27 protein-coding genes and 6 tRNA genes are annotated in these 25,919 nt (G+C 37.5%); 25 read left to right on the forward strand and 8 right to left on the reverse strand.

What is annotated here, in order from left to right; all coding sequences use genetic code 11:
- Positions 1 to 52 precede the first annotated feature (52 nt).
- Complete coding sequence (gene gatA / locus FM071_RS03335) at positions 53 to 1,396, reverse strand: Asp-tRNA(Asn)/Glu-tRNA(Gln) amidotransferase subunit GatA (protein ID WP_193111609.1); 1,344 nt, start codon at positions 1,394 to 1,396, stop codon at positions 53 to 55.
- A gap of 110 nt (positions 1,397 to 1,506) precedes the next feature.
- On the reverse strand, positions 1,507 to 4,269 hold the full coding sequence (gene ileS / locus FM071_RS03340) for an isoleucine--tRNA ligase (RefSeq protein ID WP_193111610.1): 2,763 nt from the start codon (positions 4,267 to 4,269) through the stop codon (positions 1,507 to 1,509).
- Between the two features lie 113 nt (positions 4,270 to 4,382).
- Here ileS and FM071_RS03345 point away from each other — a divergent pair, with 113 nt between their 5' ends.
- The 7 genes from FM071_RS03345 (at position 4,383) to FM071_RS03375 (ending at position 6,187) form a co-directional block, all read left to right on the forward strand.
- Positions 4,383 to 5,471 (forward strand): CinA family protein, encoded by a 1,089-nt coding sequence (locus FM071_RS03345; RefSeq protein WP_193111611.1) that lies wholly within the window; start codon positions 4,383 to 4,385, stop codon positions 5,469 to 5,471.
- 73 nt (positions 5,472 to 5,544) lie between these two features.
- Positions 5,545 to 5,620, forward strand: a tRNA-Lys gene (locus tag FM071_RS03350).
- A gap of 16 nt (positions 5,621 to 5,636) precedes the next feature.
- Positions 5,637 to 5,713: transfer RNA gene (locus tag FM071_RS03355), tRNA-Asp, on the forward strand.
- Positions 5,714 to 5,727: 14 nt separating this feature from the next.
- Positions 5,728 to 5,803: transfer RNA gene (locus FM071_RS03360), tRNA-Val, on the forward strand.
- 27 nt (positions 5,804 to 5,830) lie between these two features.
- Positions 5,831 to 5,906: transfer RNA gene (locus FM071_RS03365), tRNA-Glu, on the forward strand.
- 31 nt (positions 5,907 to 5,937) lie between these two features.
- Positions 5,938 to 6,013: transfer RNA gene (locus tag FM071_RS03370), tRNA-Val, on the forward strand.
- 97 nt (positions 6,014 to 6,110) lie between these two features.
- A tRNA-Asp gene (locus FM071_RS03375) sits at positions 6,111 to 6,187 on the forward strand.
- Positions 6,188 to 6,191: 4 nt separating this feature from the next.
- On the opposite strand, the gene FM071_RS03380 is transcribed toward FM071_RS03375, so the two are convergent.
- A complete protein-coding gene (locus tag FM071_RS03380; protein ID WP_193112015.1) occupies positions 6,192 to 7,304 on the reverse strand; it encodes an FtsW/RodA/SpoVE family cell cycle protein in 1,113 nt (370 codons plus the stop codon).
- Between the two features lie 53 nt (positions 7,305 to 7,357).
- On the opposite strand from FM071_RS03380, the gene FM071_RS03385 reads away from it, so the two are divergent.
- The 8 genes from FM071_RS03385 to FM071_RS03420 all read left to right on the forward strand — a co-directional run bounded on the left by FM071_RS03385 (position 7,358) and on the right by FM071_RS03420 (position 15,555).
- The gene (locus tag FM071_RS03385; protein ID WP_193111612.1) at positions 7,358 to 8,332 is read left to right on the forward strand and encodes an RluA family pseudouridine synthase; all 975 of its coding nucleotides are present in this window, start codon (positions 7,358 to 7,360) and stop codon (positions 8,330 to 8,332) included.
- Positions 8,280 to 9,662, forward strand: a complete 1,383-nt coding sequence (locus tag FM071_RS03390; RefSeq protein WP_193111613.1) for a fibronectin type III domain-containing protein — start codon at positions 8,280 to 8,282, stop codon at positions 9,660 to 9,662. Before FM071_RS03385 ends, FM071_RS03390 begins: the two co-directional genes overlap by 53 nt.
- On the forward strand, positions 9,662 to 10,837 hold the full coding sequence (trmB, locus tag FM071_RS03395; RefSeq protein ID WP_193111614.1) for a tRNA (guanosine(46)-N7)-methyltransferase TrmB: 1,176 nt from the start codon (positions 9,662 to 9,664) through the stop codon (positions 10,835 to 10,837). Before FM071_RS03390 ends, trmB begins: the two co-directional genes overlap by 1 nt.
- Complete coding sequence (locus tag FM071_RS03400; protein WP_193111615.1) at positions 10,830 to 11,501, forward strand: cell division ATP-binding protein FtsE; 672 nt, start codon at positions 10,830 to 10,832, stop codon at positions 11,499 to 11,501. Before trmB ends, FM071_RS03400 begins: the two co-directional genes overlap by 8 nt.
- Positions 11,488 to 12,300, forward strand: a complete 813-nt coding sequence (locus FM071_RS03405; RefSeq protein ID WP_193111616.1) for an ABC transporter permease — start codon at positions 11,488 to 11,490, stop codon at positions 12,298 to 12,300. Before FM071_RS03400 ends, FM071_RS03405 begins: the two co-directional genes overlap by 14 nt.
- A complete protein-coding gene (locus FM071_RS03410) occupies positions 12,297 to 13,523 on the forward strand; it encodes a murein hydrolase activator EnvC family protein (protein WP_226960573.1) in 1,227 nt (408 codons plus the stop codon). The genes FM071_RS03405 and FM071_RS03410 overlap by 4 nt, the downstream gene beginning before the upstream one ends.
- 44 nt (positions 13,524 to 13,567) lie before the next feature.
- Positions 13,568 to 15,040 (forward strand): threonine synthase, encoded by a 1,473-nt coding sequence (gene thrC / locus FM071_RS03415; protein WP_193111617.1) that lies wholly within the window; start codon positions 13,568 to 13,570, stop codon positions 15,038 to 15,040.
- Positions 15,041 to 15,150: 110 nt separating this feature from the next.
- Positions 15,151 to 15,555, forward strand: a complete 405-nt coding sequence (locus FM071_RS03420; protein ID WP_226960574.1) for a hypothetical protein — start codon at positions 15,151 to 15,153, stop codon at positions 15,553 to 15,555.
- Positions 15,556 to 15,580: 25 nt separating this feature from the next.
- Here the strand turns inward: FM071_RS03420 and FM071_RS03425 are convergent, their stop codons facing one another.
- Positions 15,581 to 16,339, reverse strand: coding sequence for a pyrroline-5-carboxylate reductase (locus FM071_RS03425; RefSeq protein ID WP_193111618.1), 759 nt, complete (start codon positions 16,337 to 16,339; stop codon positions 15,581 to 15,583).
- Positions 16,340 to 16,408: 69 nt separating this feature from the next.
- Here FM071_RS03425 and FM071_RS03430 point away from each other — a divergent pair, with 69 nt between their 5' ends.
- The 5 genes from FM071_RS03430 (at position 16,409) to FM071_RS03450 (ending at position 20,286) form a co-directional block, all read left to right on the forward strand.
- Entirely contained in the window at positions 16,409 to 17,641 is a 1,233-nt protein-coding gene (locus FM071_RS03430; RefSeq protein ID WP_193111619.1) for a glutamate-5-semialdehyde dehydrogenase, read from the forward strand.
- Positions 17,641 to 18,285: a Crp/Fnr family transcriptional regulator gene (locus tag FM071_RS03435; RefSeq protein WP_193111620.1), complete on the forward strand. Its 645-nt coding sequence runs from the start codon at positions 17,641 to 17,643 to the stop codon at positions 18,283 to 18,285. Before FM071_RS03430 ends, FM071_RS03435 begins: the two co-directional genes overlap by 1 nt.
- Before the next feature lie 87 nt (positions 18,286 to 18,372).
- Entirely contained in the window at positions 18,373 to 18,720 is a 348-nt protein-coding gene (locus FM071_RS03440; protein WP_193111621.1) for a hypothetical protein, read from the forward strand.
- Between the two features lie 11 nt (positions 18,721 to 18,731).
- Positions 18,732 to 19,967: a hypothetical protein gene (locus FM071_RS03445; protein ID WP_193111622.1), complete on the forward strand. Its 1,236-nt coding sequence runs from the start codon at positions 18,732 to 18,734 to the stop codon at positions 19,965 to 19,967.
- A 19-nt stretch (positions 19,968 to 19,986) separates the two neighbouring features.
- Entirely contained in the window at positions 19,987 to 20,286 is a 300-nt protein-coding gene (locus tag FM071_RS03450; protein ID WP_430738969.1) for a metal-sulfur cluster assembly factor, read from the forward strand.
- Positions 20,287 to 20,298: 12 nt separating this feature from the next.
- Here FM071_RS03450 and FM071_RS03455 read toward each other — a convergent pair whose 3' ends face one another.
- From FM071_RS03455 to ahbA, 4 genes are read right to left on the reverse strand one after another with little or no spacing between them, the layout of a single operon-like run.
- Complete coding sequence (locus FM071_RS03455; protein WP_193111624.1) at positions 20,299 to 20,598, reverse strand: hypothetical protein; 300 nt, start codon at positions 20,596 to 20,598, stop codon at positions 20,299 to 20,301.
- Positions 20,595 to 20,756, reverse strand: a complete 162-nt coding sequence (locus FM071_RS03460) for a hypothetical protein (RefSeq protein ID WP_193111625.1) — start codon at positions 20,754 to 20,756, stop codon at positions 20,595 to 20,597. The genes FM071_RS03455 and FM071_RS03460 overlap by 4 nt, the downstream gene beginning before the upstream one ends.
- Complete coding sequence (locus FM071_RS03465; RefSeq protein WP_193111626.1) at positions 20,753 to 21,157, reverse strand: hypothetical protein; 405 nt, start codon at positions 21,155 to 21,157, stop codon at positions 20,753 to 20,755. The genes FM071_RS03460 and FM071_RS03465 overlap by 4 nt, the downstream gene beginning before the upstream one ends.
- Entirely contained in the window at positions 21,150 to 22,148 is a 999-nt protein-coding gene (gene ahbA, locus FM071_RS03470) for a siroheme decarboxylase subunit alpha (protein WP_193111627.1), read from the reverse strand. The genes FM071_RS03465 and ahbA overlap by 8 nt, the downstream gene beginning before the upstream one ends.
- 134 nt (positions 22,149 to 22,282) lie before the next feature.
- On the opposite strand from ahbA, the gene FM071_RS03475 reads away from it, so the two are divergent.
- From FM071_RS03475 to FM071_RS03495, 5 genes are all read left to right on the forward strand, one after another.
- Complete coding sequence (locus FM071_RS03475; protein ID WP_193111628.1) at positions 22,283 to 22,849, forward strand: precorrin-2 dehydrogenase/sirohydrochlorin ferrochelatase family protein; 567 nt, start codon at positions 22,283 to 22,285, stop codon at positions 22,847 to 22,849.
- A complete protein-coding gene (locus tag FM071_RS03480; protein WP_193111629.1) occupies positions 22,849 to 23,226 on the forward strand; it encodes a hypothetical protein in 378 nt (125 codons plus the stop codon). Before FM071_RS03475 ends, FM071_RS03480 begins: the two co-directional genes overlap by 1 nt.
- A gap of 50 nt (positions 23,227 to 23,276) precedes the next feature.
- Positions 23,277 to 24,086, forward strand: a complete 810-nt coding sequence (locus tag FM071_RS03485; protein ID WP_264299368.1) for an SDR family oxidoreductase — start codon at positions 23,277 to 23,279, stop codon at positions 24,084 to 24,086.
- A complete protein-coding gene (locus tag FM071_RS03490) occupies positions 24,083 to 25,003 on the forward strand; it encodes a helix-turn-helix transcriptional regulator (protein ID WP_226960575.1) in 921 nt (306 codons plus the stop codon). The genes FM071_RS03485 and FM071_RS03490 overlap by 4 nt, the downstream gene beginning before the upstream one ends.
- Before the next feature lie 103 nt (positions 25,004 to 25,106).
- Positions 25,107 to 25,919, forward strand: a complete 813-nt coding sequence (locus FM071_RS03495; protein ID WP_193111630.1) for an SDR family oxidoreductase — start codon at positions 25,107 to 25,109, stop codon at positions 25,917 to 25,919.

A 25,919-nucleotide genomic window follows, 5' to 3' on the forward strand; every position in this document is an offset into this window, starting at 1 on the left:
CTACTCCTTTATTGAAATTGTAACCACTATATATTTCAAATTGATTACAAAATTAGGCTTTATAAGCCACTGCTGCTTCAAGACTTAATGAACCGTCAAAAAGTGTTTGTTCATCATATGCTGCAGCAATAAGCTGTAACCCTACCGGCATACCTTCACTATTTTTCATAATTGGCAGTGAAAGGGCAGGCAGACCTGCAAGATTGACACTGATGGTATAGATGTCACTCAAGTACATATCCATAGGATTTGCAAGTTCTCCAAACTTCGGTGCTACTGTCGGTGCAACGGGTGAGAGAATGAGATCTACATCTTCAAAGATTTTATTGTACTCATCTTTTATCATGTGACGTGTTTTTTGTGCTTTGACATAATATGCTTCGTAGTAACCGCTTGAGAGTACGAAGTTTCCGAGCAAGATACGGCGTTTTACTTCATTGCCGAACCCTTCGCTTCTTGTGTTGTAGTATGTCTCTTCAAGATTGGCACCTTCTACACGGTTTCCATAGCGAATACCGTCATAACGGCCAAGATTGGTAGCTGCTTCAGCCGTTGCTGTTATGTAGTAAGCCGAGATGTCATATTTGGCATCCATCATCTCTTTTTCTATTATTTCATGTCCTGAAGATTGAAGTGCTTCAATAGCTTTTGCGTATGCATCTTTAACATCCTGACTTGCATTTTCAATATATTTTGGAAGGACTGCAATACGAAGTTTACGATCACTATTTAAGTGAGGAACTACTTTGTCATTTTTCTGTGCATTCGTTGAGTCTTTGGGATCGCTTCCGCTTATGATGTCATATAAAATCGCTGCATCTTCAACATTTTGAGTCATTGGTCCGATCTGATCCAAACTCGATGCATAGGCACCAAGACCATAACGGCTTACACGGCCATAGGTCGGTTTCATCCCGACAATACCACAAAAAGCGGCAGGTTGGCGGATAGACCCACCTGTATCACTTCCAAGAGCTGCTATTGCAACGCCTGCACCGACAGCAGCTGCTGATCCGCCGGAACTGCCTCCCGGTACTCTGTCACTTGCGTGAGGGTTTTGTGTTTTGCCGTAAAAGCTTGATTCTGTTGTAGAACCCATGGCAAATTCATCCATATTTGTTCTTCCAAAAGGAGAGAGACCTGCATCTTGAAGTTTTTCGATAACTGTCGCGTTATAGGGAGCGATGTAGCCTTGCAGTATCTTACTTCCTGATGTCACAGACCACTCTTTGACTTGAATATTGTCTTTTATCGCGATTGGTACACCTTCACCCATACTCTTGACATCAATGTAGGCATTGAGCTCAGGACGTGCATCAATTTTTGCTTTGAGATCATTTTTAAGATTATTGAGTTCATCTTTATTGAGTTTAAGAGCTTCTTTTAATGTAATCACTACTTTTTCCTTATTTAAACTTTTTAACTAAAAATATGCCAATACCGATAAGAACAAATATTGCAGCTACAGTTTGCGCAACAAATGAGAGTGTTACCGGTTCACTCAAATTAGGCATTTACAACACTTTGGCATCGTTGGCAGAGACAATCTTCTTCTGTCGATTGAAATTTCCAACATCGTGGACATTTGTAAGCAGTTGCTTTTGCAATTGTGAACATATCCTCATCTACTTTAAAGCTTCCGAGCATCTCTTCTTCTGGTTTATCTTCAAGTACACCAGATACAACAAACCAATCTTCAGCATCGACTCTATCCATATCTACGGTAGCTTTTGACTCTGTATAGATAACTAGTTCCAGTGTTGATTTGATGATTTTTTCTTTTTTGAGTCCATCGACAACTGCACCAAAACCTTCTCGCGCTTTTACCATGTAGGTAGCATCAAATGGCGCATCTATATTTTGAAGTGCTTTATACTGCATATCGAATATGTCTTCGGCATCATTTTTGATGATGCTTGGTGCATTTTCTATAATCTCATCTGCTGTGTATGTAAGGATCGGTGCCATGAGCAGCAAGAGTGTTTTTGTAATCATTGCCATGGCACTTTGACTCGCACGGCGACGAGCAGAGTCTTTTGCGTTACAGTAGAGATTGTCTTTTGTCATATCTATGTACATACCGCTTAACTCGTTGACGATGAAGTTGTTGAGCGTACTCATACCGTTTACAAAGTTATACTCACTGAACTGTTTATGAACTTCTGCAAGGACAGCTGCCGCTTCACTCAAGATCCATTTATCAAGATCACCCATCTTTTCAGGTGCGACAAGCTCTTCAAGATCATTGATGTTTGCCAACATAATTCTAAAAGTATTTCTAAGTTTGCGATAGTTTTCACTTGTCTGTTTCAAGATGCCCTGAGAAATCTTCAGATCACCCTGATAGTCTGATGACGCAACCCATAAACGAAGAATCTCGCTTCCATACTCTTTTAAGACTTTTTCAGGTGCAATGACATTGCCTTTGGACTTTGACATCTTTTCACCTTTTTCATCCACAGTGAAGCCGTGCGTGAGAACACCTTTATAGGGAGCTTTATGCTCAATGGCCGCTGATAAAAAGAGTGAAGACTGGAACCAACCGCGGTGCTGATCACTTCCTTCAACATAAAGGTCTGCAGGATATGTTCCGGCATCATAGTTGCGTGATTTAAGTACTGAGTTCCAGGTAGAACCGGAGTCGAACCATACATCGAGAATATCATTGACTTTTTCGAGTTCTTCAGGTTTGTAACCGCTTCCAGGGTAGAGAAGCTGGGCAATATCCATAGAGTACCATGCATCACTTCCCTGCATCTCAAAGATCATGGCAACAAAATTGAGAACTTTTTCGTCTAAAAGAACTTCACCGGTAGCTTTGACTCTGAAAAAAGCGATAGGAACACCCCAGTCACGTTGACGTGAGATACACCAGTCGGGACGATTTTCTACCATGGAGTTAAGACGGTTTCGCCCTGTCTCAGGAATGAATTTTGTCTTTTGGACTTCACCGAGTGCTATCTCACGCAGCGTTTTTTGCTCACCTTCCGGTCTGCCGTCAACAGAGATAAACCACTGTTTTGTTGCACGGTAGATAAGCGGTGTATGACTTCTCCAGCAGTGTGGATAAGAGTGCATGAACTTGTCGACTTTCAGTACTGCATCACCCATAAGCTCAATAAGCTCTTCATTGGATTTAAAGATGTGGCGTCCGACAAAATCTTGGGCATTGGGAATGAGCTTCTCACGTACAATTGTTTCATCATAACATCCTGTCTCATCGACCGGCATAACGACATCAAGTTCATAAACAAGTCCGACGCGGTAATCATCTTCACCATGTCCAGGAGCTGTATGAACACATCCTGTTCCATTGTCGACCATAACATGCTCACCGAGAACAAGACGAGAATTTCTGCCGTTTAATGGGTTAATGGCAATGAGGTTTTCAAGTTCTTTCGCATCGAACTCTTTGTCTACAGTACCATTGACAACATCACTCTCTACAAGTGAATTTAACAACTCTTTTGCAACGATATAGCCATCGGTTGTAAGCACATACTTCTCATTTGGATTGAGTGATATACCTGTGTTTGCAGGAATGGTCCATGGCGTCGTTGTCCAGATGACAGGAGCAGCCTTTCCTGTGATACCGAGCTTTTCTTTTGCTTCATCGCTAAGCTCAAAGGCGATAAAGATAGAGTAGTCTTCTTTATCTTCATACTCAACCTCTGCTTCAGCAAGGGCTGTACGCTCTGCCCATGACCAGAAAACAGGCTTGCTTCGCTCGATTAGCAGGCCTTTTTTAGCGACATCGCAGAGTGTACGGAAGATATTTGCTTCAAATTTATAGTCCATTGTTACATAGGGTTTTTCCCAGTCTGCAATGATACCGAGTGTTTTAAATTCACTTCTTTGGATATCGACGAATTTGGCAGCGTGCTCACGACAGAGTTTACGAATTTCAGCAGTCTCGAGCTGCTCTTTTTTCTGTTTTCCGCCAAGTTTTTTCTCAACCTGTTGTTCGATTGGAAGACCGTGACAATCCCATCCCGGAGTGAAACGGACAGATTTGCCGTTAAAATAGTTATGTTTGATGATGATATCTTTGAGAACTTTGTTAAGCGCATGACCGATGTGGATATGGCCGTTTGCATACGGAGGTCCGTCATGCAGTGTAAAGCTCTCGGCTCCGGCACGGTTGGCTTTCATCTTATGATAAATTTTCTTTTCATCCCATGCCGCATAGCGTTTTGGCTCGTTATTGATAAGGTTGCCGCGCATAGCGAACGAAGTTGTCGGTAAAAGTAGTGTCTCTTTGTAATCCATAGATACCCCAAATTGTATTTAAAAAGTTGTGGATTATATCTTTAATGTGTTTAAAAGCTCATAAAAGTGTTATAATAAGCAGAACTAAATCTTGAACCAAGGCATTGAAAACTATGAAACTCCATCTGATATTTATAGGCAACAAATTTATATACAACCAACCGCTCAAAGAGTATATTCTTCGTAATGTAGAAAAAGATGTCAAGTTTATAGATTCTATCACTTTTTTCAAAGAGAGTGATAACTCTTTTTTCCTTTATCTTGAACAGGAGTTGCAAAAAGATGACAAGATTCTCATAGTGACAAATAAACAGAACTTTTCAACCTTAGGCAAGGTGATATGTACAATTACCGAAGATAATCAGGTGCTAAAAGAGGGTATGCTCATTCCTCAAAAAGCGACTTTGTATGAAGATAGAACATATCTGCTGGAATACAAAAGTGCGATTGTCAATGTGATATCTATGGATGAAGGTGAAAATATTCCACAGATTCTTATACAAACCATAGATACAAAAGCGACTATCCATGTGTTTGAAGAAGAGAAAGATGATCTCATCAGTATCTTAAATCCTTTGGCTCAGACATATGAGGTCACTTTCGGTGTGACAAGTTATGTTGAGGGTTGGCTGCGCATCGACATCAGTTCTAAACGTTACGGGGATATATCAAAGTTTATTCATGCGGCAAAAAACCTGCTTCCAAAGAAGCTTATTGCTTCAGCTGATATTGTCGAATATATCATAGAAAAACTCTCGAGTAAGGGAAAAACTGTTAGTTTTGCAGAGAGTTGTACAGGGGGACTACTCAGTTATTACCTTACAAAACACAATGGTGCTTCGAAAATACTTGAAGGCTCTTTGGTTACGTACTCCAATGCACTCAAAGAGAATTGGCTGGCTATTGAACATCAGACGCTAGAGCGTGAAGGAGCGGTTTCGGCTGATGTTGTCAATGAGATGAGTGAGGGAGTGTTAAATGTCAGTCATGCGGATTATGCGCTTTCTGTAAGCGGTATTGCAGGTGACACGGGCGGTACAGAACTAAAACCTGTTGGAACAGTTTTCATCGGGGCAAGAAGCAAAACAGAACATGTGGAAAAAAGATTTCACTTTAACGGTGATAGAAACTATGTTCAGCATCAGAGTGCCATGATGGCGATTAAAATGCTCCTTTTGATAGACAAAGATATCTTTTTTTAAATTTATAGAGATTTTTCTTGACATATAAAAATGATTTGTCTATAATTTCGACCTCTTAACATAAAGAGTATTTGTCTTGTTAGCTCAGCTGGTAGAGCACGTCACTTTTAATGATGTGGCCGATGGTTCGAATCCATCACAGGACACCATTTTTAAACTAAATATGCGGTGGTAGTTCAGTTGGTTAGAATACCTGCCTGTCACGCAGGGGGTCGCGAGTTCGAGTCTCGTCCACCGCGCCACTTTTAGTTTAGATGGGCGCTTAGCTCAGTTGGTAGAGCGCTACCCTTACAAGGTAGATGTCACTGGTTCGAGTCCAGTAGTGCCCACCATTTAATTAACCCTTTGTTAATGAAAGTGACCCTTTCGTCTAGTGGCCAAGGACACTATCACTTCATGGTAGTAACAGAGGTTCAAATCCTTTAGGGGTCGCCATTTACGGTGTTTATTTTTCCCATTTTTAGATGGGCGCTTAGCTCAGTTGGTAGAGCGCTACCCTTACAAGGTAGATGTCACTGGTTCGAGTCCAGTAGTGCCCACCATTTTTGATTATTTGCACTGAAGCTTAAAGCTCACGTACTTCAAGTACGCTTCACTTTAATCTTAAGCACAACTAATTAAAAAACATTATTTTAGAGTGCGGTGGTAGTTCAGTTGGTTAGAATACCTGCCTGTCACGCAGGGGGTCGCGAGTTCGAGTCTCGTCCACCGCGCCACTCTTTACAAGAAACTCTTCGTTCCACTTTTATCATATAAATCTTTATATCGAAACGTTATCAGATTCTCCATAATTGCAAATAGAATTATAAAATTTAAAAAGCTGCTTCCTCCATAGGAAAACATTGGAAGTGGTACTCCGACAACCGGTGCATAGCCTATCGTCATTGAAATATTGACTCCCATATATATGAAAATCATAAATGATATCGCCACCGTTACTACTTTTATGTAGTAATCTTTGTTGAAAATTGCCAGACTGAGCAGATGTAAAATAAGCAGTATATAGATAAAAATAAGTCCCAAAGCTCCTAAGAATCCTGTCCTTTCAACGACAAAGGCGAAGATAAAGTCACTGGTGGCAATTGGAAGAAACTTCATCTGCGTCTGTGTGGCGTTTTCTTTGTCTTTCCCTGTCCAGCCTCCCGAACCGATAGCAATGATAGACTGCTGTACGTGATAAGAGGGTTTTGCTCCCAAAAAATCCGTTATACGGGTTTTTTGATAATCATGAAGTCCGTATTTGTATGCTAGTGGAGAGATCAGTAAAATAGCAGCAAGAATGGTTGCAACAATCTTCCAGTAAATGCCGACGAAAAACAAAACACCATATCCAATCAGTAAAAGGACAAGAGCCGTACCCAAATCCGGTTCCTTTGCAATGAGAATAAAAGGCAGAAGGATATAGAGACTTATCTTTAAAAAGTCTTTGATTCGGTAGCCGCCCATAGGCGGGGGATTTTTGTTGATGAGGTAAGCAAGCATCAAAATGAGTGCCGGCTTGACAAACTCCGAGGGTTGAATGGTGGCATTTATGAAAGGTATCTCTATCCATCTTTGTGCACCGAGTCTGGAGTGACCAAAAAATTCAACGGCCAAAAGGAGTAAAATATTTCCCCAGTAGATAAAGGGAATGAGCCAGCTCATACGTCGTATAGGCAAAACAAAAATGGCCAAAAAAGCTAAAAAGGCTACACCGACATAGGCTATCTGCTTTTCTGCCAAGGCAGGAACAGCTTCTCCTATAAGCCAATTAGACATAATTACAAGCGGAATGATAAGTATGATAGAAAGAAAGTCAAATTGTGATAAAATACTCTTATCAAATCTCCACAAGTCTGTAACTCCAAAATTAAAATTACATGATTGTATCATAAAGGGTAAACAAAATGTTAAATACAGAAGAATATATCTGTGAAAAGAGCGAACGCTTAGATACGTTCCTAACAGGGAAAATCGGAAAAACCCGTTCACAGATCGCTGCTCTTATTAAAAATGAAGCCGTTTATGTGGACGATAAAAAGGTCTCACGTCCGGGAATAAAACTGAAAGTCGGACAACATGTTCGTGTAGAATTTCCGGAAATTAAAAAGTCTGAAGCACAAGAAGTTACTTTTGACGTAGAAATACTTTATGAAGATGAAGATGTACTGGTCATCAACAAGCCAAGCGGTGTGACGGTGCATCCTGCACCAAGTGTGAAAGAGCCGACTTTGGTCGATTGGCTCAAACATAAAGGCATACGTCTTTCAACAATCAGCGGAGAAGAACGCCATGGAATCGTTCACCGTTTAGATAAAGGGACCAGTGGTGCTATGGTCGTAGCAAAAAACAATGAAGCCCATGAATTTTTGTCTAAACAGCTGCAGGATAAGAGTATGGGTAGATATTATTTGGCAGTTGTTACCCCTCCTTTAAAAGATGATGTTACAATTATAGAGTCAAATATAGGACGAAGTGCTCATAACCGTCTCAAAATGGCAGGGGGACTTGAGCATGGCAAGTATGCAAAAACAGTATTTAAGCATTTGGCTTTGGACAGTGATGAAAAAACGCAGCTTATTGCGTGTAAACTCTTTACTGGAAGAACCCATCAGATTCGTGTTCACCTTGAGAGTATGAACCGTCATATACTGGGTGATCACATCTATGGATTAAGCCCAAAAGTAGAGAAATCGGAACGTATTTTGCTACATGCTTACTTAATATATTTTGACCATCCAAGAACACAAAAAAAACTCTCTTTTAAAGCAGACTTTGATGCTGTGATGAAAGAGGCAATAGATAAAAAATTTGATACGGAGATTTTAAATGAAGTTCTCGATACTGACTACATTGTTCACAGCTTCACTACTGCTTTTTAGCGGTTGTGCTGAAATTACACCTACACCAAAGGAAGAAGTTGTTGTAGATTCTACACTTCCTACGGTTACATTGACAAAAAATGGCATTATTACTGATATGAAAACAGTAGCTTTTGAATGGAAAAGTATTACAGATCCGCGTGTGACAGGGATTTATGTCTATAAAAAATCTCCAGAAGATAAAAAAGAGACGAAAGAACTGGAGTATTATGATACGATAGATACGCGTTATTCGACACATTATGTTGATAGAAACGTAGACCCGGATAAAAAATACAGTTATGCATTCAGAGTGTTTGCAAAGAATGCGCAGGGTGTCAACTCAAAAGTATTTGTTGTCAATACACTGCCTGTACTACAGTCTGTTTCATGGATTCACTCTATTGGCGGTCTGCCTCGAATAGCAAAGATAATCTGGCGACCGCATGTAAGTGAGAGGGTAGCATCTTATATTATCGAAAGAAAGACATTTGAAGATAAAGAGTGGCATCAGATTGATGAACTAAGTGGAAGACTCAATGCCGAGTATATTGATACAGGACTTGAAGACAACCATGTTTATATGTATAGAATAAGAGTAAAAACATATGACGGTATCATCTCTACGCCTTCACAGATTGTAAAAGCAGTGACAAAACCATTGCCGAAGAGTGTAGCTAAAATCGAAGCAACCAAGAATCTTCCAAAAATGATAAAACTAAACTGGACACCATCGAAACAAAAAGACTTTGATCGTTATTATCTTTACAGATCCGATGATGTTGACGGTTCTTATGAACTCATAGCTAAGTTATACAATCCAAAATTTACAGATAAAATCGATGAAGATGGAAAAGTATACTTCTATCAAGTCAGTGTCGTTGATAAAGACGGGCTTGAAAGTGAACATGAAAAGACTACAGTTATGGGAAGAACACTTGTTAAACCTAAAGCACCTGCTATTGTCGAGGCAAAACTTCTTGGTTCAAAAATCGAACTGAAATGGGGAGAAAGTGATCCAAGAACAGTATCGTACATTGTTGTGAAAAAATCTAAAAAAGGCTGGTTCGATGAGGTTACAAAAGAGTATAAAGGTATAAAAAAGACTCTTTTTATAGATTCCGATATCGAAGCTGATACGCTTTACACTTATACTGTTTACAGTGTGGATAAAAACTCGATTGTTTCAGAACCTAGTATAGAAGTTCAGATCAAAACACCTGAATCAAAAGAGATTGTTGCAGCACCTAAAACAAAGGCAACTGAGCAAAAGGTTGCACAGCCCGTAAAATCAAGCAGCAGTGAAAGTACAGTAGCACCGGCTGAAGAACTAGACCTGAATGGACTTTAATGCCGCATCTTCATATAAAAGAATTTAAGACAATTGAACTTCCTGCTGTGCAGGATGAGGTTCATTTTAATTTTATTGCTGATAATGCAAACCATCAAGATGAAAAGTTGATTGCTACAGAGTATGAAGGCGAGGATTTTTTTCTGCTTGTTAAAGAAGAAGAGGGTAGAAGTCTTCTTAAAACAGATAAACTGACACGTCCTGCTTCTATTTATAATGTGCACCGTGCTTTACTTGCCTATGCAAAAGCAGCAGGGTTGGAAGTTATTGCTTCCAATGTTCCTCAAACACAGAAAAACGTGCATCTGCAGACAGCTTCTGCACTCAAAAAAATAGACTATTTTGCAAATGATTTTCCCCGTGAGAAAGAAGTAAGGATAGAAGTCGGTTTTGGTTCAGGAAGACATTTACTGCATCAGGCTGCAAATAATCCGGATATTTTGTTTATAGGTATAGAGATACATCGACCGTCAATAGAACAGGTACTCAAGCAGGTTGTAATTCAAAAGCTCGACAATGTAATGGTTCTTGATTATGATGCACGTCTTTTTATGGAACTCGTTCCTTCAAATATTGTGGGTGCCATTTATGTACATTTTCCTGTTCCGTGGGATAAAAAACCGCATAGAAGAGTCATATCAACAAGCTTTATTCAAGAGGCTCGCCGTGTTTTAAAAGAAGGAGGGACTCTGGAACTTCGAACAGACAGTGAAAACTACTATGCCTATTCGTATGAGACTTTTATAGCATTTCCTAAAATAACGCTGCAGATAAAGAAAAATCATGACATCGCCGTGAGCTCCAAGTATGAAGACAGATGGAAAAAGATGGAGAAAAACATCTATGATGTCATCATGGTAAACGATGAAATTTCTCCTGAACTGGTGATAGAGGGTGATTTCTCTTTTGAAGGCTCTAGCCCTCGTTCGGCAGATGAACTGTTGGCACTGCATAACAAGACTATTCGTTTTGACGGTGGTTTTATCCATTTTGAAAGAGTTTATAAACTTACAAATGGTGTTATGCTTAGGATTTCGATGGGGAGTTTTGACAGACCGGAGCATCTTTATCTAATCATAACGGATAATAGACTATCATACTATCCGCAATTGCCTCTTCGTTCCCCTATCAACCTTGAGGCGCATAAACATTTGTTAAAGGCTGTAAATGGATAAAGTGATCATTGCCGAGAATCTCTCTCTTGCATATTCTGATGATGAAACGATTATAAATAAAGCCAATCTATCCATAGACTCCGGCAGTTTTGTTTTTATTACCGGAGCGAGTGGTAGTGGAAAATCGACATTGCTGAAATCACTTTACGGAGCACTTAAACCAATTGAAGGAAGTTTGGTTGTCGGCGGTGTGGAACTTCGCGGTGTTTCTTCGACAAAGCTGAACTTTTTACGCAAGCACCTTGGAATCGTTTTTCAGGATTACAAACTTGTAAAAGAGTGGACAATTGAAAAAAACATCATGCTGCCGCTTATTATTAACGGTTATGAAAAAACAGTGACACAAAATCAGGTTGATTCGCTTTTGAAACATGTGAAACTTCGTCATCAGGCAGGAAAATATCCTCAAGAACTCAGTGGTGGAGAGCAGCAGCGTGTGGCTATGGCAAGAGCATTGGCACACAATCCTATCTTAATACTTGCCGATGAGCCTACAGGTAACCTCGATGATTACTCATCACAACTTATATGGAATCTTCTTGAAGGTGCAAATGAACAGCTCAAGACAACTGTCATAGTTGTAACACACCACATTCCAGAGACAATGAAAACGGATTACAAGCATTATCATATAGAGTTTGGAGATATACGTGAAGTCATTTAAAAATCATCTCTCTTTAGTTATCGCACTTTTGAGTATTCTCTTTTCTCTTCAGATCTTTACGATTGTAGATAGAGCTATCGATGCTTATAAAGAAAATCTGGCACAAAACTACTCCTTAGTTGTCGTGGCACAAAAAAGAGTTAATATTCCAAGCCTTTTAAACGGTAACAAGTTAGTTCAAAGTGTAACAGAACTCTCTGCAGACAGTGTCATTCAAAAACTCAACAGCGGTATCAGTAAACAAAATATGGAGTTGTTAAAACTAACACTGCCTAAATTCTATAAACTCAAACTAAAATACTACCCCTCACCAAGTGAACTTGAAGATTTGACAAAATCACTGCTGCGAACACAGTCCATAGAGAAGGTGGAGACATTCTCTAAAACACATGATACAACATATAAACTGCTTCTGCTTTTTAAAACTGTCATTAGTGTCTTTGCCTTTACTGTTCTTGTCGTAACGGTACTGCTTATCTTTAAAGAACTTCGTATTTGGCAGTTCAAGCATAATGAACGCATGAGTATTATGGGGCTCTTTGGTGCTCCTGTATGGCTGCGTTCGGCTGTACTTTTTCGACTTGCATTAGTCGATGCTCTCATTGCATCGCTACTGTCATTCGTGATTTTTTCATACCTTAGTGCAATGCCGTGGGTTGCAGAACAGTTTAATAATATAGGCATTCATATTGTCGTATTTGACAAAGTGTATGATTTTTTAATTATGCTCGGAGTTTCCATTGTAGTTTCTTTGTTGCTTGCGACTTTCATCGTTCTTGGACATAAAGAAGAGGTATGATGCATCGTTTCCTTCTGATTTTTGCCCTTCTTTTTGTTTCTTTGCATGCACAGGGTGAGATAGATAAAAAAATAAAAAAGACAAGCTCCAGGCTGCACTCTTACAGTAAGAACTACTCGAGTTTAAATAAAAAAATGGCAAAAACAGCCAAGGCGATACTACGCCAAAAAAGAGAACTTCTCAAACAAGACGCGTATCTAAAAAAATTAAAAGAGGAGCTTTTAAATAAAGAGAGCAGTTATAAAATAAATACAAAAGAGCTGCAACGTCTAAAAGAAGCACAAAACAGGCTCAAAAAAAGACAAAACAGACTTGAAGAGGAGTTGGTCTTTGTCATTGCAAAAAGTGTTTCTCTCTCTGTAATACTCAATGAAGAGTATCCTGCAAATGAAAAGTCACTGATTGAACTTGAAGTGTTGAAATCGATGCTCAAAGAGTCACAGCAAAAAGCAAAACATCTCAGTGATCTTTATATCCAAAATTCAAAAATCATTCAAAATCTTCATGCTAAAACAGACACTATAGAAAAATCTATTGCTTCCATCGACAGTAAACGAAAAGAACTTTTAAAAAAACAGGCTGAGAACAAAAAAGCGCTCAAAAAATTGAAACTTGCAAAATCCTCTTATAAAAGAGAGCTCAAAAAGCTTCTCAAACGTCAAAGTGAACTTAAAAAGACACTATCACAGCTTAATCTGATAAAAGTCGATGAGATTAAAAAAGCAAAAGAGGAACAGGCTCGTAAAAAAGCTTTTGCTAAACAAAAAATTGTTTTAAATGAAAATCTTCCAAAAGTAAAAAAACACGGGAGTTCCTATCAGAGTGTCAGAACAATTCGATACAACGGACCAAAAACAATTGCACCTCTTTCAAGATATACTATTACAAAAAAATACGGAACCTATACGGATCCAATTTATGGTATAAAAATTTTTAACGAATCAATTTCACTTAAACCCAAACAATTAAATTCTAAAGTAAAAACTGTCTTTAACGGTAAAGTTATCTATGCGGACAAAACGGCTGTTTTAGACAATATTGTTATCGTTGAGCATAAAAACGGCCTTCATACTATTTATGCAAATCTTTCACAAATCGCACCAAATATACGTAAAGGTAAAAAAGTCAAACGCGGAGCTGTCATAGGACGTGTCAGAGATGAACTTGTTTTTGAAGTGACACAAAAAAGTGCCCATATAAATCCTATACGATTATTTAGGTAGTTTTAGATATAATCGCGAAAATTTTTTAAATAAAGAGAAATAGCATGAACTTTATTCAAACACGTGGTGTTGATAATTCAAAACCAGAGAAAGTGACATTTTCAGAAGCAATACTAAGCCCAATTGCTTCATTTGGCGGTCTGTATGTACCGGAGAATCTTCCTAATTTGGGAGAAGCGTTTTTAAACAAGCACCGCAACTCTTCTTATAAAACACTTGCAAAAGATATGCTTGACGCTTTTGCAATTGATATTGATTCTGCAGTGATAGACGAAGCGCTTAATTTGTATGATAAGTTTGATGATGCTTCCAATCCAGTTCCTGTTGTAAAAGTCAAAGAAAATCTTTATGTAAGCGAACTTTATCATGGTCCTACACGTGCTTTTAAAGATATGGCACTGCAGCCTTTTGGAATCGTGCTCTCTTCGATTGCGCAAAGATTGAATGAAAACTATCTTATCTTAGCGGCAACAAGTGGTGATACAGGTCCGGCAGCCTTGGAGACATTTAAAAACCGTGCAAATGTCAAAGTGGCTTGTTTGTATCCTGATGGCGGTACAAGTGATGTTCAGCGCTTGCAAATGGTTACTGAAGATGCTGCCAATTTAAAAGTTATCGGTATTAACGGTGTCTTTGATGATGCACAGAGTGCACTCAAACGTCTTTTGGCGAGTGAGACATTCAAAAAAGCACTGCAGGAAAAAGATACGAAACTCTCTGCTGCAAATTCTGTGAACTTTGGACGTATTATCTTCCAAATTATCTATCATATTCACTCCTATCTGGAGCTTGTTCGTCAAAATGCCATTTCTATGGGTGAGAAAGTTTACCTCAATGTGCCTTCTGGTAACTTTGGAAATGCACTTGGTGGCTATTACGCTTGGAAAATGGGACTTCCTGTTGAAAAAATAATCATATCTTCCAATGAAAACAATGTACTGACACGCCTCATTCGTGATGGAAAGTATGACCTGCGTGGATGTGAAGTTGTCAGTACAACATCACCGGCAATGGATATATTGAAATCTTCAAATGTTGAGAGAGTTCTGTTTGACCTTTTCGGAGAAGCACGAACAAAAGAGTTGATGCTGAGCCTTGAAGAAAAGAACTTTTATGAGCTGCGTGAGGATGAACTCGCACGTCTGCGTGAGCTTTTTGATGCTGATTATTGTACGGGTGAAGAGGGTAAAAAATACATCAAAGAGACTTTTGAACAGTATGATTATCTTATGGACCCACATACTGCGACATGCATGAAATCATATGAAACATGTTCTAAAGATGATATTAAAAGCATCATCTATTCAACAGCAGAGTGGACGAAATTTTCTCCGGTTATTGCCAATGCTCTGACGGGTGAAGTGGACACTAAAGACATTGATGCTCTTCAATCAATTGCAAAGGTGGCAAAACTGCAAATTCCATCGATGATCAATGAACTTTTCACAAAAGAGATAGCGCAAAAAACCGTTATTGAAAAAGAAGCCATTGAAGAGGAGATACTTAAGTTTTTATAACTTTTTATCTTTTATAAATGATATGCACTTCTTTCCTATAGTAATATTATTTAACGCATTAAGGCATAGTTAATTTATTTGATTGTAGAATTAGTCTATAGGATACTTTAATGAATGAAACAATAGAAGATGAGTTAACAGAAAAGCGGAATATGCTTTACTATAATCAGCTTGTTATGAATGAGAGAAAAGCAAAATCTCATAAGACTGACAAGCATAAAAAAAAGAAGCAGAGTTTTGCTTCCCAAGAAGTAAACTTTAGAGATTTTCTGTATATACCAGAAGAGTGGGCTGCCGCTTTTTACGTTTTATATGGCGTAGGTGTCCCTTATCTTACTGGAGCTATTTTTCTTTTCTTTTTTGTAGCTCACGGAAGTTATGAAAACTTCAAACTGCTCAATACAAATGCTTTTTTGATTATTTGGCTGATTGGGTATGAGATAGTAGCAATTGTTTCGCTTATTTGGATTCTTATTCTATATCTTCAGTATGATTCAGAGGAAGAGTATTACTAAAAGAAAAATATTGCAGAGCTGAGTTTTATAACTCAGTTGCTCTTTTATAAGCTTTTTCAAGTGCACTTATACAGGCACTTCTAACATTTCCATCTTCGAGAGCAGAATAACCGGCAGCTGTTGTACCGCCTGGACTCATTACACCATCTTTTAAAAGTGCTGGATGAACATCTTGGATCAATTTTCCAAAACCATCAAACAGTCCACGCATAATAGCAAGGGCATCATCGCGTTTAAGACCCTGTTTGACGGCACCATCTGCCAAGGCTTCCGCAATAAGAGCCAGATAAGCCGGACCGCTCCCTGCAAGAGCCGTTGCAATATCTATCTCTTTCTCACTTGCCAGCCAACGAGTAGAGCCAATAGAGTTAAAGAGTTCTATGGCCTCATCTTTGTAAGCAGCGTCACCTGTAAGTGTTGTCATGGATGCCCCAACGGATGCTGCGAGATTTGGCATGGCTCGGACATAGGATTTTGCATTGAGGTTAGTCTGTAGTTTTTGAAGTGTTGTTCCTGCAAGGACTGAGTAGAGTACTGAAGCAGTTCCTTTTAGCTGTTTACCTACTTCTTCTACATTGGCAGGCTTTACACAAAGTATTATTATCTTGTCTGTTATATCAAAATCATTGAGAAGATTTTTGTCAATTTTTACATCCAAATCTTTTTCAAATGCATCAAGTTTTTGCTGATTTCTTCCGACAACTTCAATATAGTAGTTATCTTTGAGTCCTTTGGCAATACTGAGTGCCATATTGCCATTTCCGATAAAAGTGATAGTTTTCATAAAAGTCCTAAATATTTTATGGTAGTATTATACCATTTATTGAATTTAATCATTTTGGAAGAGAAAAATATGGAAAAGTTTTTACAAGAAGCAAAAGCAGCAAGCAGAGTACTGAATACTCTCAGCGGTGCAGAGAAAAATGGGATATTAAAAGAGATGGCCGCAGCGTTGCGTGCCAATACAATGGAGTTGATGGAAGCTAATGCCAAAGATATGGCTGATGGAGAGAAAAATCAACTCTCTTCGGCTTTGATGGACAGACTCTTTTTAGATGAAAAACGTATTGATGCAATGGCGGTTGCCATTGAAGAGATAGCAGGGCTTAAAGATCCTGTCGGGCGTGTTCTTGACGGCTGGGTAACCGAAGATGCTCTCAAAATAGAAAAAGTCTCTATTCCCATCGGAGTCATCGGGATTATATATGAATCTCGTCCGAATGTGACAAGTGATACGGCAGCACTCTGTTTTAAAAGCTCGAATGTTTGTGTTTTAAAAGGCGGGAAAGAGGCTGAAAATTCAAATCGCGCCATTGCGAAAGTATTACAGGCAACGTTAGAGAAGAACAATCTTCCGCGTGAGCTTATTTCTCTTATTCCAGATTCTTCACGTGAGGGTGTTGCAAAATTGATTAAGATGGATAAGTATGTAGATCTGATCATTCCTCGTGGCGGGGAAGGACTCATAAAATATGTCAGTCAAAATGCTACAGTCAGTGTTGTTAAGCATGATAAAGGGCAGTGTCATACTTACATAGATAAAGATGCAAAGATGGAGGATGCTGTAAAGATCGCTGTCAATGCAAAAGTACAGCGTCCCGGTGTATGTAATGCAATGGAGACACTTTTGGTCGATAAAGCAATCGCAAAAGAAGCATTGCCAAAACTAAAAGAAGCATTCGATAAAGAACATACTGACTTGAAAGGCTGCAGCCTCACGCAAGAGATCATTACAGTGGCTCACGCAAGTGATGAAGATTTCGATACAGAGTATTTGGCAAATATCTTAAATATAAAAGTAGTCGAAGGTGTCGAGGGTGCGATAGAGCATATTGTACGATTTGGTTCAGGTCATTCAGAAGCAATCATAACAGAAAATATTACGACGGCTGAGAGCTTTTTAAACGGTATCGATGCAGCGGCGCTCTATGTCAATGCATCTACGCGTTTTACAGATGGCGGGGCATTTGGTTTTGGTGCAGAAGTGGGGATATCTACAAACAAACTGCATGCCAGAGGACCAATGGGTATAGAAGGATTGACGACCTACAAGTATAAAATTTATGGAAAAGGTCAGATAAGATAATGCAGAGTGTTAATGAATTACGAGATATTACTTTTTTTGAAAATCTCTCTACCGAAGAGTTGGAACAGTTAGCAACAATCTCACGCAAGCGAAAGTTTTCAAAAGGTGAAATTCTGTTTTATGAAAAAGATGAAGCACGTTTTTTAACGTTGCTCACTGAGGGCATTTTAAAAGTTTACAAGACAGATCCCAAGAATAATGAGATAGTCCTGCATCGGTTCAATCCAAAATCACTGGTCGCAGAGATGGCTGTCTTTGAAGAGATGCCATACCCGGCTTCAGCTGCTTTTGAGACAGATGGAGAAGTTATAGAAATCGATTTTGTAAAATTTAAAGAGAACTTTTTATGTAATCCCGAGATTGCATTTGCATTTTTTAAATCACTTACGCAAAAGATAAAGTATCTCGAAGGTGTTATTGCACTCAATATCGTTCTTGATTCGACAGCAAGAGTTGCAAAGTATATCTGTGAAAATGAAGAAGCACTTGAAATGAAACACAATCAGCTTGCCCAGTATTTACATATGACACCTGAAACACTCTCTCGAATTTTTAAAAAATTTGCAAAACTCGGTTTCATTGTGAAAGAGGGCAGTTCTTATAAAATAGAAAATAAAGAGGCTTTATCAATACTTTTTGAATAATTTAGTTGATTATTGATATATGTCAACATGCGCTTTATCTTATTGAATTACAATCCGAAATATATTTATTAAGATAAAGGATTTTTTATGACGTATATTCCTGAAGATGCACAAAAGATTGCAGTAGAAGGTGCTACAGTTGATTTTTATAAACTACAAAAAGATGGAGAAAGTACATACTACTTCGATTCTTCTAAAGAAGGACCCCCACACCCGATGGTAAATGCGATGGCAGGACTAGGGCTTATTAAAGGAACAAATGATACGTTAGTCATGATAAACCATAAAGCGCCTGGAGGACTTTTTGCAAAACTTGAAGATGATGTACATTATGATGTCGAAGATCTGCCTGACGGGCTTGTAAAAGTTGTGTTTTCATACAATTCCAATGCACAAAGTGAATCAGATTTGACACAAACTAGCTGTGGCGGTTGAGATAATAGCCAATGATGAAAATATCGCAAGATTTTGCGCCTCCTTTTAAACTCATTGCTCCTTTTTTTATCATTGGGGGCTTTTTTTATATTTTGGCAACATTAGCCGTTTTTCTAGTTCACGCACAAGATTTAGTATATACATCACCTGTAGTTATCAGTTTTACACATCTGTTCTTATTGGGCTTTGTAATGATGACTATTTTTGGTGCTATGGCTCAACTTGTTCCTGTTGTGCTTGAAGTAGGGCATTTTGGTGTAGAACTCTTTTATGCTATTTGGACGCTTCTTCTTATTGGCACACTGCTGATGGTATTTGGATTTTTATATTCACCTGCTTTACTGCCTTACGGCGGAATGGTAGTGCTTATCAGTATGATGATATTTGTTGGTGAAATATTCTTAACAATCAAAAAAGTAAAAAAACTTAACTTGGTAATGAGCAGTGTTTTAATATCAAATACATTTTTATTTTTTGGAATTATTTTTGGTCTCTTAATGGCACTTTCGTATGCAGGAACAATCTCTTTGGATATTTCTCAAATGCTTCGAGCTCATGTTTACTCTGTGATTGGCGGTTATATAGGTATTACAATTATGGGACTTTCCATTGTTTTGGTACCAATGTTTACACTTTCACATAGTTTTTCATTAACACCGCTTAGAATATCAATAACATTGATGAGTATGGGTGTTGCGAGTGTTATAGGATCTGCACTGTTTGATGTAGAATTTTTAGAATATCTAGGCTATTTTTTATCATTTTTATCGTTGCCGTTTTATTTTTATATTATTTATATCATCTATAAAACGCGACCTAGAAAAGAGAATGATATTTACGCCATATCTATGATGTTCGCATATTCCGCAATGCTGGCAGCATTCTTTTTGGCTATAGTATATTTTGCACTGCATAAAGAGGTGTTCTTATTGGCATCTGCATGGGTGTTCTTTTTTGGATTTTTTGGATTTATGATTACGGGGCATATCTACAAAATAATTCCATTCTTGGTTTGGTTTGAAAGATTTTCTCCGTTAGTCGGAAAACAAAAAATCCCGATGCTTGTAGATATGGTGCCCCAAAGAAGTTCTCAGGCACAGTTTGTGTTTTCAACTGTAGGTGTAGTGTTGGTAACATTTGCTATTTTAACAAAGAGTGAGACTTTATTACATGGAGGTGCATCATTCTTACTGTTTGGTGCGCTTGCTTTTGTTCGAAGTATGCTCTATATGATAAATTTTAAATAAACAGGAGAATAATATGGGTATGTACACAAAAGAAGAAATTTTTAAAGCGATCTCAACTGTAATAGATCCGGAAGTCGGTTTTAATCTTGTTGAGATGGGACTTATATATGATGCAAGCAGTGATGATGAAGGTAATGTCAAGGTCACGATGACACTCTCTACAAAAGCGTGTCCACTGCATCAGATGATACTTCAATGGGTAAAAGAAGCCGTTGAAAAATTGCCAGATGTAAAAGAGGTTGATATTGAGGTTGTTTGGGAGCCGGAATGGAATATCTCTATGGCGGATGATAATGTTAAAAAAGCGCTAGGTGCGTAAAGCATAAACACATTATTGTTTATGCTTATGTTTGTTCTGAAGGTAACTATTTTTTATTTTAATAAGCTCATAGAGTGATACTGTTGGCATCGCTTCTTGTATGAGCTTATCTGTATCTGCATATGTTCCCTGCATTTTTTTAATCTCATCATAGGCTTTTGGCTTTACTTCACTTGTCGCTACAGAGATTACACCCGCCCATATGAGTATAATTGCAGTCCACACAAGTTTTTGTGCATGTGTATAGACACCTATGAAGTGAAAAACAATAGTAACGGCAATGCCGATGCCAATTAAAAGCATAAGACTCATAAATCTATCCTCTCTCCTTGTGGTTGTATCGTTATATTTGCATCTTGAAACATTTTATCTCCAAAATCTTTGACACCAAGTGTGCCAAGCAGCATTAAGATGATGACTAAGAGTAAAAAAACAAGAGCCATGCCATATCTTTTGAGTGCCTGTATCATTTTTGCGTATCTTCTTTTGCTTTGGCAGCTATTGGTGCATAATCAACACAGCGTGCTGTATGAAAATCTCTTTCGAAGTCTGGATTTTTGAAGTAGTCTCCTTCAAGTCTCCATCCCAGTTTTTTAGAGATGAGCACAGATTGCGAAATTGTTCTTCTCATTTTATTCTCACAAATAATAGTCTCACCATTGTTAAATATCTCTTTAACGCCGTCCATTCTTTTGCTTGTTACATAGTAGTGTAGACCTATCATAATGGCAAAAACACCAAAGATGCCTATCATTCCTTTTTTGAAAGCTCCTTTTGGCATGAAATCTCTTGTTGTTACAAAAGCAGTGACTGCCAGAAAAAAAAGCATTATGACTATGTATGGAATCTCCAGTTCAAAAAATCTATCCATTGTATTTCTCCTCCCATTCTTTAAAAGCTGGTGTAAAGTATTCTATACGAACTTTTTTAAATTCGCGTGAGGAGTAAAGCGGCATATGCGAGCGTGAGTCTATCTCTTTTGCCATCTCTTCAATGATGCCGTTTGTCTCCTCTGTTGTTTTGCCATGAACCATTGTAAAGAGATTGTATGGCCAGTTTGGGTATTTAGGACGCAGGTAACAGTGTGATACCGCTGAAAAGGTTGCCGCTTTTTCTCCTATGGCTTCTCCGTTTGCTTCATCGACATCCCAGACAACCATTGCATTGGCATTGAAGCCTGCTTTTCTGTGGTTGAGTATGGAAGCAAAACGCCGCATGACTCCGGCATCCTGTAGCTCTTGTAAAACTGAGAAAAATGTCTCATAGTCAATACCCAGTTCATCGATTATTTTTTTAAAAGGCTCACTGACAAAATCGATGTCATACTGTGCTCGCATGATGATATCATGGTGCAGCGGTGTTAGTTCAATATCTGTATGAACGACCTTCTTTACTTTTTCTTTTTTTTCATCTTTGCCTGTTGTATTGAGCTTGACATTGATCTTAAAGAGCTTGAGTGTGGGAAGCATGATATAATCATCCGCTTCGGTTAGTTTTGCAAGTATCTCTATGGTTTTATCAAGTCCCATTTTCGAATCGGGTGCGACTGCCATTGTGAACCAGATGTTGAAATCATGGTTTCTTTCATAATTATGTGATACTCCGGGATGCTCGTTTATGATTTTAACGGCACTGCTGATCTTCTCTTTTGGAATTTTAAAAGCTACAAGTGAAGATTTGTAACCTAATCTTTTTGTATCAAAGATCGCAGAGGTCTGACGAATGATGTTGGCTTTTTTTTCTGCCTGCAGAATCTCCAAAACTTCATCTTCACTTATTCCAAGCTCATCAGCTATGGCAGCAAAAGGCTTGGGTACTAGCGGAAATTTCTTTTGTATCCTTGATAATATCTCTTGTTTCATGTTTGTATTTCTTTCATCTTTTTTTATTTGGTGATTGTATCTATCTTTCTATAATTTTAAATTGATGTTTATCAATAAATAATTGTAATAGTATGCTATGATTTTACTACAATAAGTTGAAACGAAAGGTAATAATGAGCTATTTTCCAGCTTTTTTAAAACTTGATGATAAAAAAATCTTAATTGTAGGCGGTGGTAACATCGCTTATGAGAAATTGGATCATCTTTTAGACTTTACAAGTGATATTGACTTGATTGCACAGGAATTTTCAGATGAGATGTTACAAAAGATACAAAAATATGGTTTAAAGTATGAAACAAGGGCTTATAAAGAGGGTGATATTGCTCAATACGCTATAGTTATAGTTGCAGTTGATGATATTGGCTTGCAGGCTGCAATCTTTGAAGAGTCAAAAGCGTATAAATGTCTATGCAATGCTGTCGATTCGGTCGATTATTGCGATTTTATCTTTCCATCTTATATAAAAAAAGAGGATCTTACAATCGCAGTCTCAACTTCGGGAGCTTCACCGGCAATGGCGAAGCATCTCAGACGATATCTACAGGAGTTGATTCCACAGAGTATAGGATCATTTTTAAAAGAGATGCGAGGATTGCGTGAGAGCCTGCCAAAAGGTAAAGAAAGAATGAAAATGCTTGATGAAAAAGCAAAAAATTATATACAAAGTTGGAGTAAGTAATGAACGTAAAAAAAGGTTTTTTTCTAGGATTGCTGTTTGCATTTTTTGCACTTGGTTTTATAGCTATACAAAAGGCGACACCGGCACATAAAGAAGATAGAATATATAAAGAGATAAAGCTCTATTCACCTTATAAGTTTGAAAAAAGAATGGGCGGACTTACTATTGTCAACATAAAAACAGGTGACAAAGAAAAACCAAATGCGGCCGATGCCCTTTATAGAATGGATGATCTTGACCAGCAATGGGGTAAGAAGCACCTTAAGATAGTTGGAAATGATGTAATCATTATGGGAGACAATAATCAAACGGTTACAAAGATATTTATAGAGACACAAAAAGAGAGAGACTGGGTGAAGAAGTTTTTTGGGATTTAATAAAGGGCACTTCTAAAAAGTATTAAAGGAAAATTATCATAAATAAGATTGTGCTTATAACAGGATCTGGTTCTGGAATGGGACGAGTGAGCTGTGAATTCTTAGCGGAACTTGGCTATACTGTCTTTGCTGGAACAAGAGATGTGTCTAAATTTGATAACAATAACATAAAAAATATTTTTCCTATAGATCTTGATATTACTTCTCAAGAGAGTATAAATCGAGTTATTGCAGATATATTACAACGATATGGAAAGATAGATATTCTTGTAAACAATGCAGGGTATGGACTGGTTGCAACTGTTGAGGATTTTAGTGAAGCAGAAATGCTCTCTGAGTATAATGTGAATGTCTTTGGTACTCTCCGAACCTGTAAAGCGGTTATCCCAAGTATGCGAAAAAATAGAAGTGGAATTATTATCAATATATCTTCATTTTTGGGAAGAATTGGACTGCCTCTGCTAACGCTTTATAACTCCAGTAAATATGCTGTTGAAGGAATTACAGATTCATTACGGTATGAACTAAGAGAGTTTGATATTCGCGTTCATTCCATTATGCCAGGCTTTTTTAGTACAGAGTTCGCCAAATCCAATCTTGTTACGAACCTACATACTTTTGATGAAAACTCTCCATATAGACATCTTGTCACATCTCTAGCTCCTGTTATCCTTGATCAAATTAACAACGGAAATAATCCTTTGGAAGTCGCACACCTTATAAAAGAAATCATTGATGATGACAATTTTGTTGCCAGAGTAACCGTAGGGGATAAAGCAAGAAAATTTATTCCTATGCGTAAAGAACTTAGTGATGAAGATTTTGAGCGTAGAGTTAGAAACTACTACAATATAAAATGATGGAAAGCTTTTTTTTTAATATTACAGATGCTTCCTATAAGGTTACTATGGAGTATGAAAACCAAGAAGAGTATGTTAAAAGAGTCGATATATCCAATGGCATTGTCTTTTATGATATTTTTTTAAATTCTTTTGGTGCAAATCAAAGCTTTGACATAAAAAATTTAGACAGACTTGTCGCTATTATTGTAGTCAATCAAGGAAATATTTCACTTCTTGATAATATTAGTGAAACAAATTATCTCCTTAAAGAAAATACTATTAGCATTTTTGAATCCTCTCGACAAAACTTTTCCTTTATGATTAATTCAAAAATAAAGATATTTGCTATTTTTATTGCGGACTTTATTTTAAAAAGATATTTAAGTTCAGATAAGAACGAAGTTATTGATTTTTTATATGCCAATATTCAGGATGAAGTAAGCTGTATGCTTGTTGATGTACAGCCTATAGATGCTTTAAGTCTTTATATTATAGAAAAAATTCTTTACAAAAATGAAGATAATTTTATGAAGAGCATCAAGTGTGAGCATAGTATTTTAGAGTTTATGATTCATCGATTTTCACTTATAGATAGGTTAAATGATACTTTAGATATTGATGAAAAACATATAGCAAAGTCAGCCAGGGATATTTTACTTAAAAATTATATGACACCGCCTCACATTAAAGAATTGGCACATTTATGTGCTACAAACGAAACAAAACTCAAACAAATTTTTAAAAAAGCATATAAAACTACCATATATGCTTATATTCAGAAACTTCGTTTGGAAAAAGCAAATTTATTATTACGGGATAAACTTTGCACTATAGGTGAAGTAGCAAAGGAAGTTGGCTACAAACATCAGGGAAACTTTTCAAAACGATTTTTTGAGTATTACGGAGTTTATCCAAAAGAGCTACTTAAGAAATAATTCTTTGAGTGCTAAAATAAAATTCTTTTTGTGCTAAAAACTCCTTGACTGAAGAAAAAAAACTTTCTATACTTGATACAGTTTAAATAAGGAGAACTTAATCATGAAAAAAGTAGTTTTAATTACAGGTGCAACATCAGGAATGGGTAAATTAACAGCTGAAACTTTGACAAAAGCTGGTTATATGGTATATGCTGGAACTAGAGATAAGAATAGTTCTGCATCTACAGATAATTTAAAAGAAATTTATATAGATGTAACAAATACAGAGAGTATTAATGATGCAGTAGCAGCAATTATTACAAAAGAAGGCAAAATAGATGTACTTGTAAACAATGCCGGTTATGGTTTATTGGCAACTGTTGAAGATGGTACGGATGAAGAGATGTATCATCAATTTGATGTCAATGTTTTTGGACTTTTAAAAACAACACGTGCGGTCATTCCTCATATGCGTAAAGAAAGGTCAGGTGTAATAATAAACATTTCTTCATTTTTGGGAAAAATGGGCTTGCCTCTTTTAACTCATTATAATGCTTCTAAATATGCAGTTGAAGGAATTGTCGATTCACTAAGATTTGAGATGAATCCCTTTTGTGTACGTGTTCATTCCATTCAGTCTGGATTATTTGGAACAAATTTTGTTGCAAAAGGTTTAGTAGCAAATGTACAAACTACAAATGAAAATTCACCATACAAAGAATTAGTTGCTCATTTTGTGCCAATTGTTGCAAAAGCTATAAATGAAGGACCATCTCCCCAACCAATTGCTGATGCAGTAAAAGATATTATTGAAGATGAAAATTCTGATATTTTTGTACCAGTTGGTGCTGAAGCTGAAACATTTGTACCTATGCGAAAAGAGTTAAATGATAAAGAATTTGAAGTAAAAATAAAAGAGACTTTTGGAATTTAG

It is taken from the genome of Sulfurimonas paralvinellae, from assembly GCF_014905135.1.
Lineage (GTDB): Bacteria > Campylobacterota > Campylobacteria > Campylobacterales > Sulfurimonadaceae > Sulfurimonas > Sulfurimonas paralvinellae.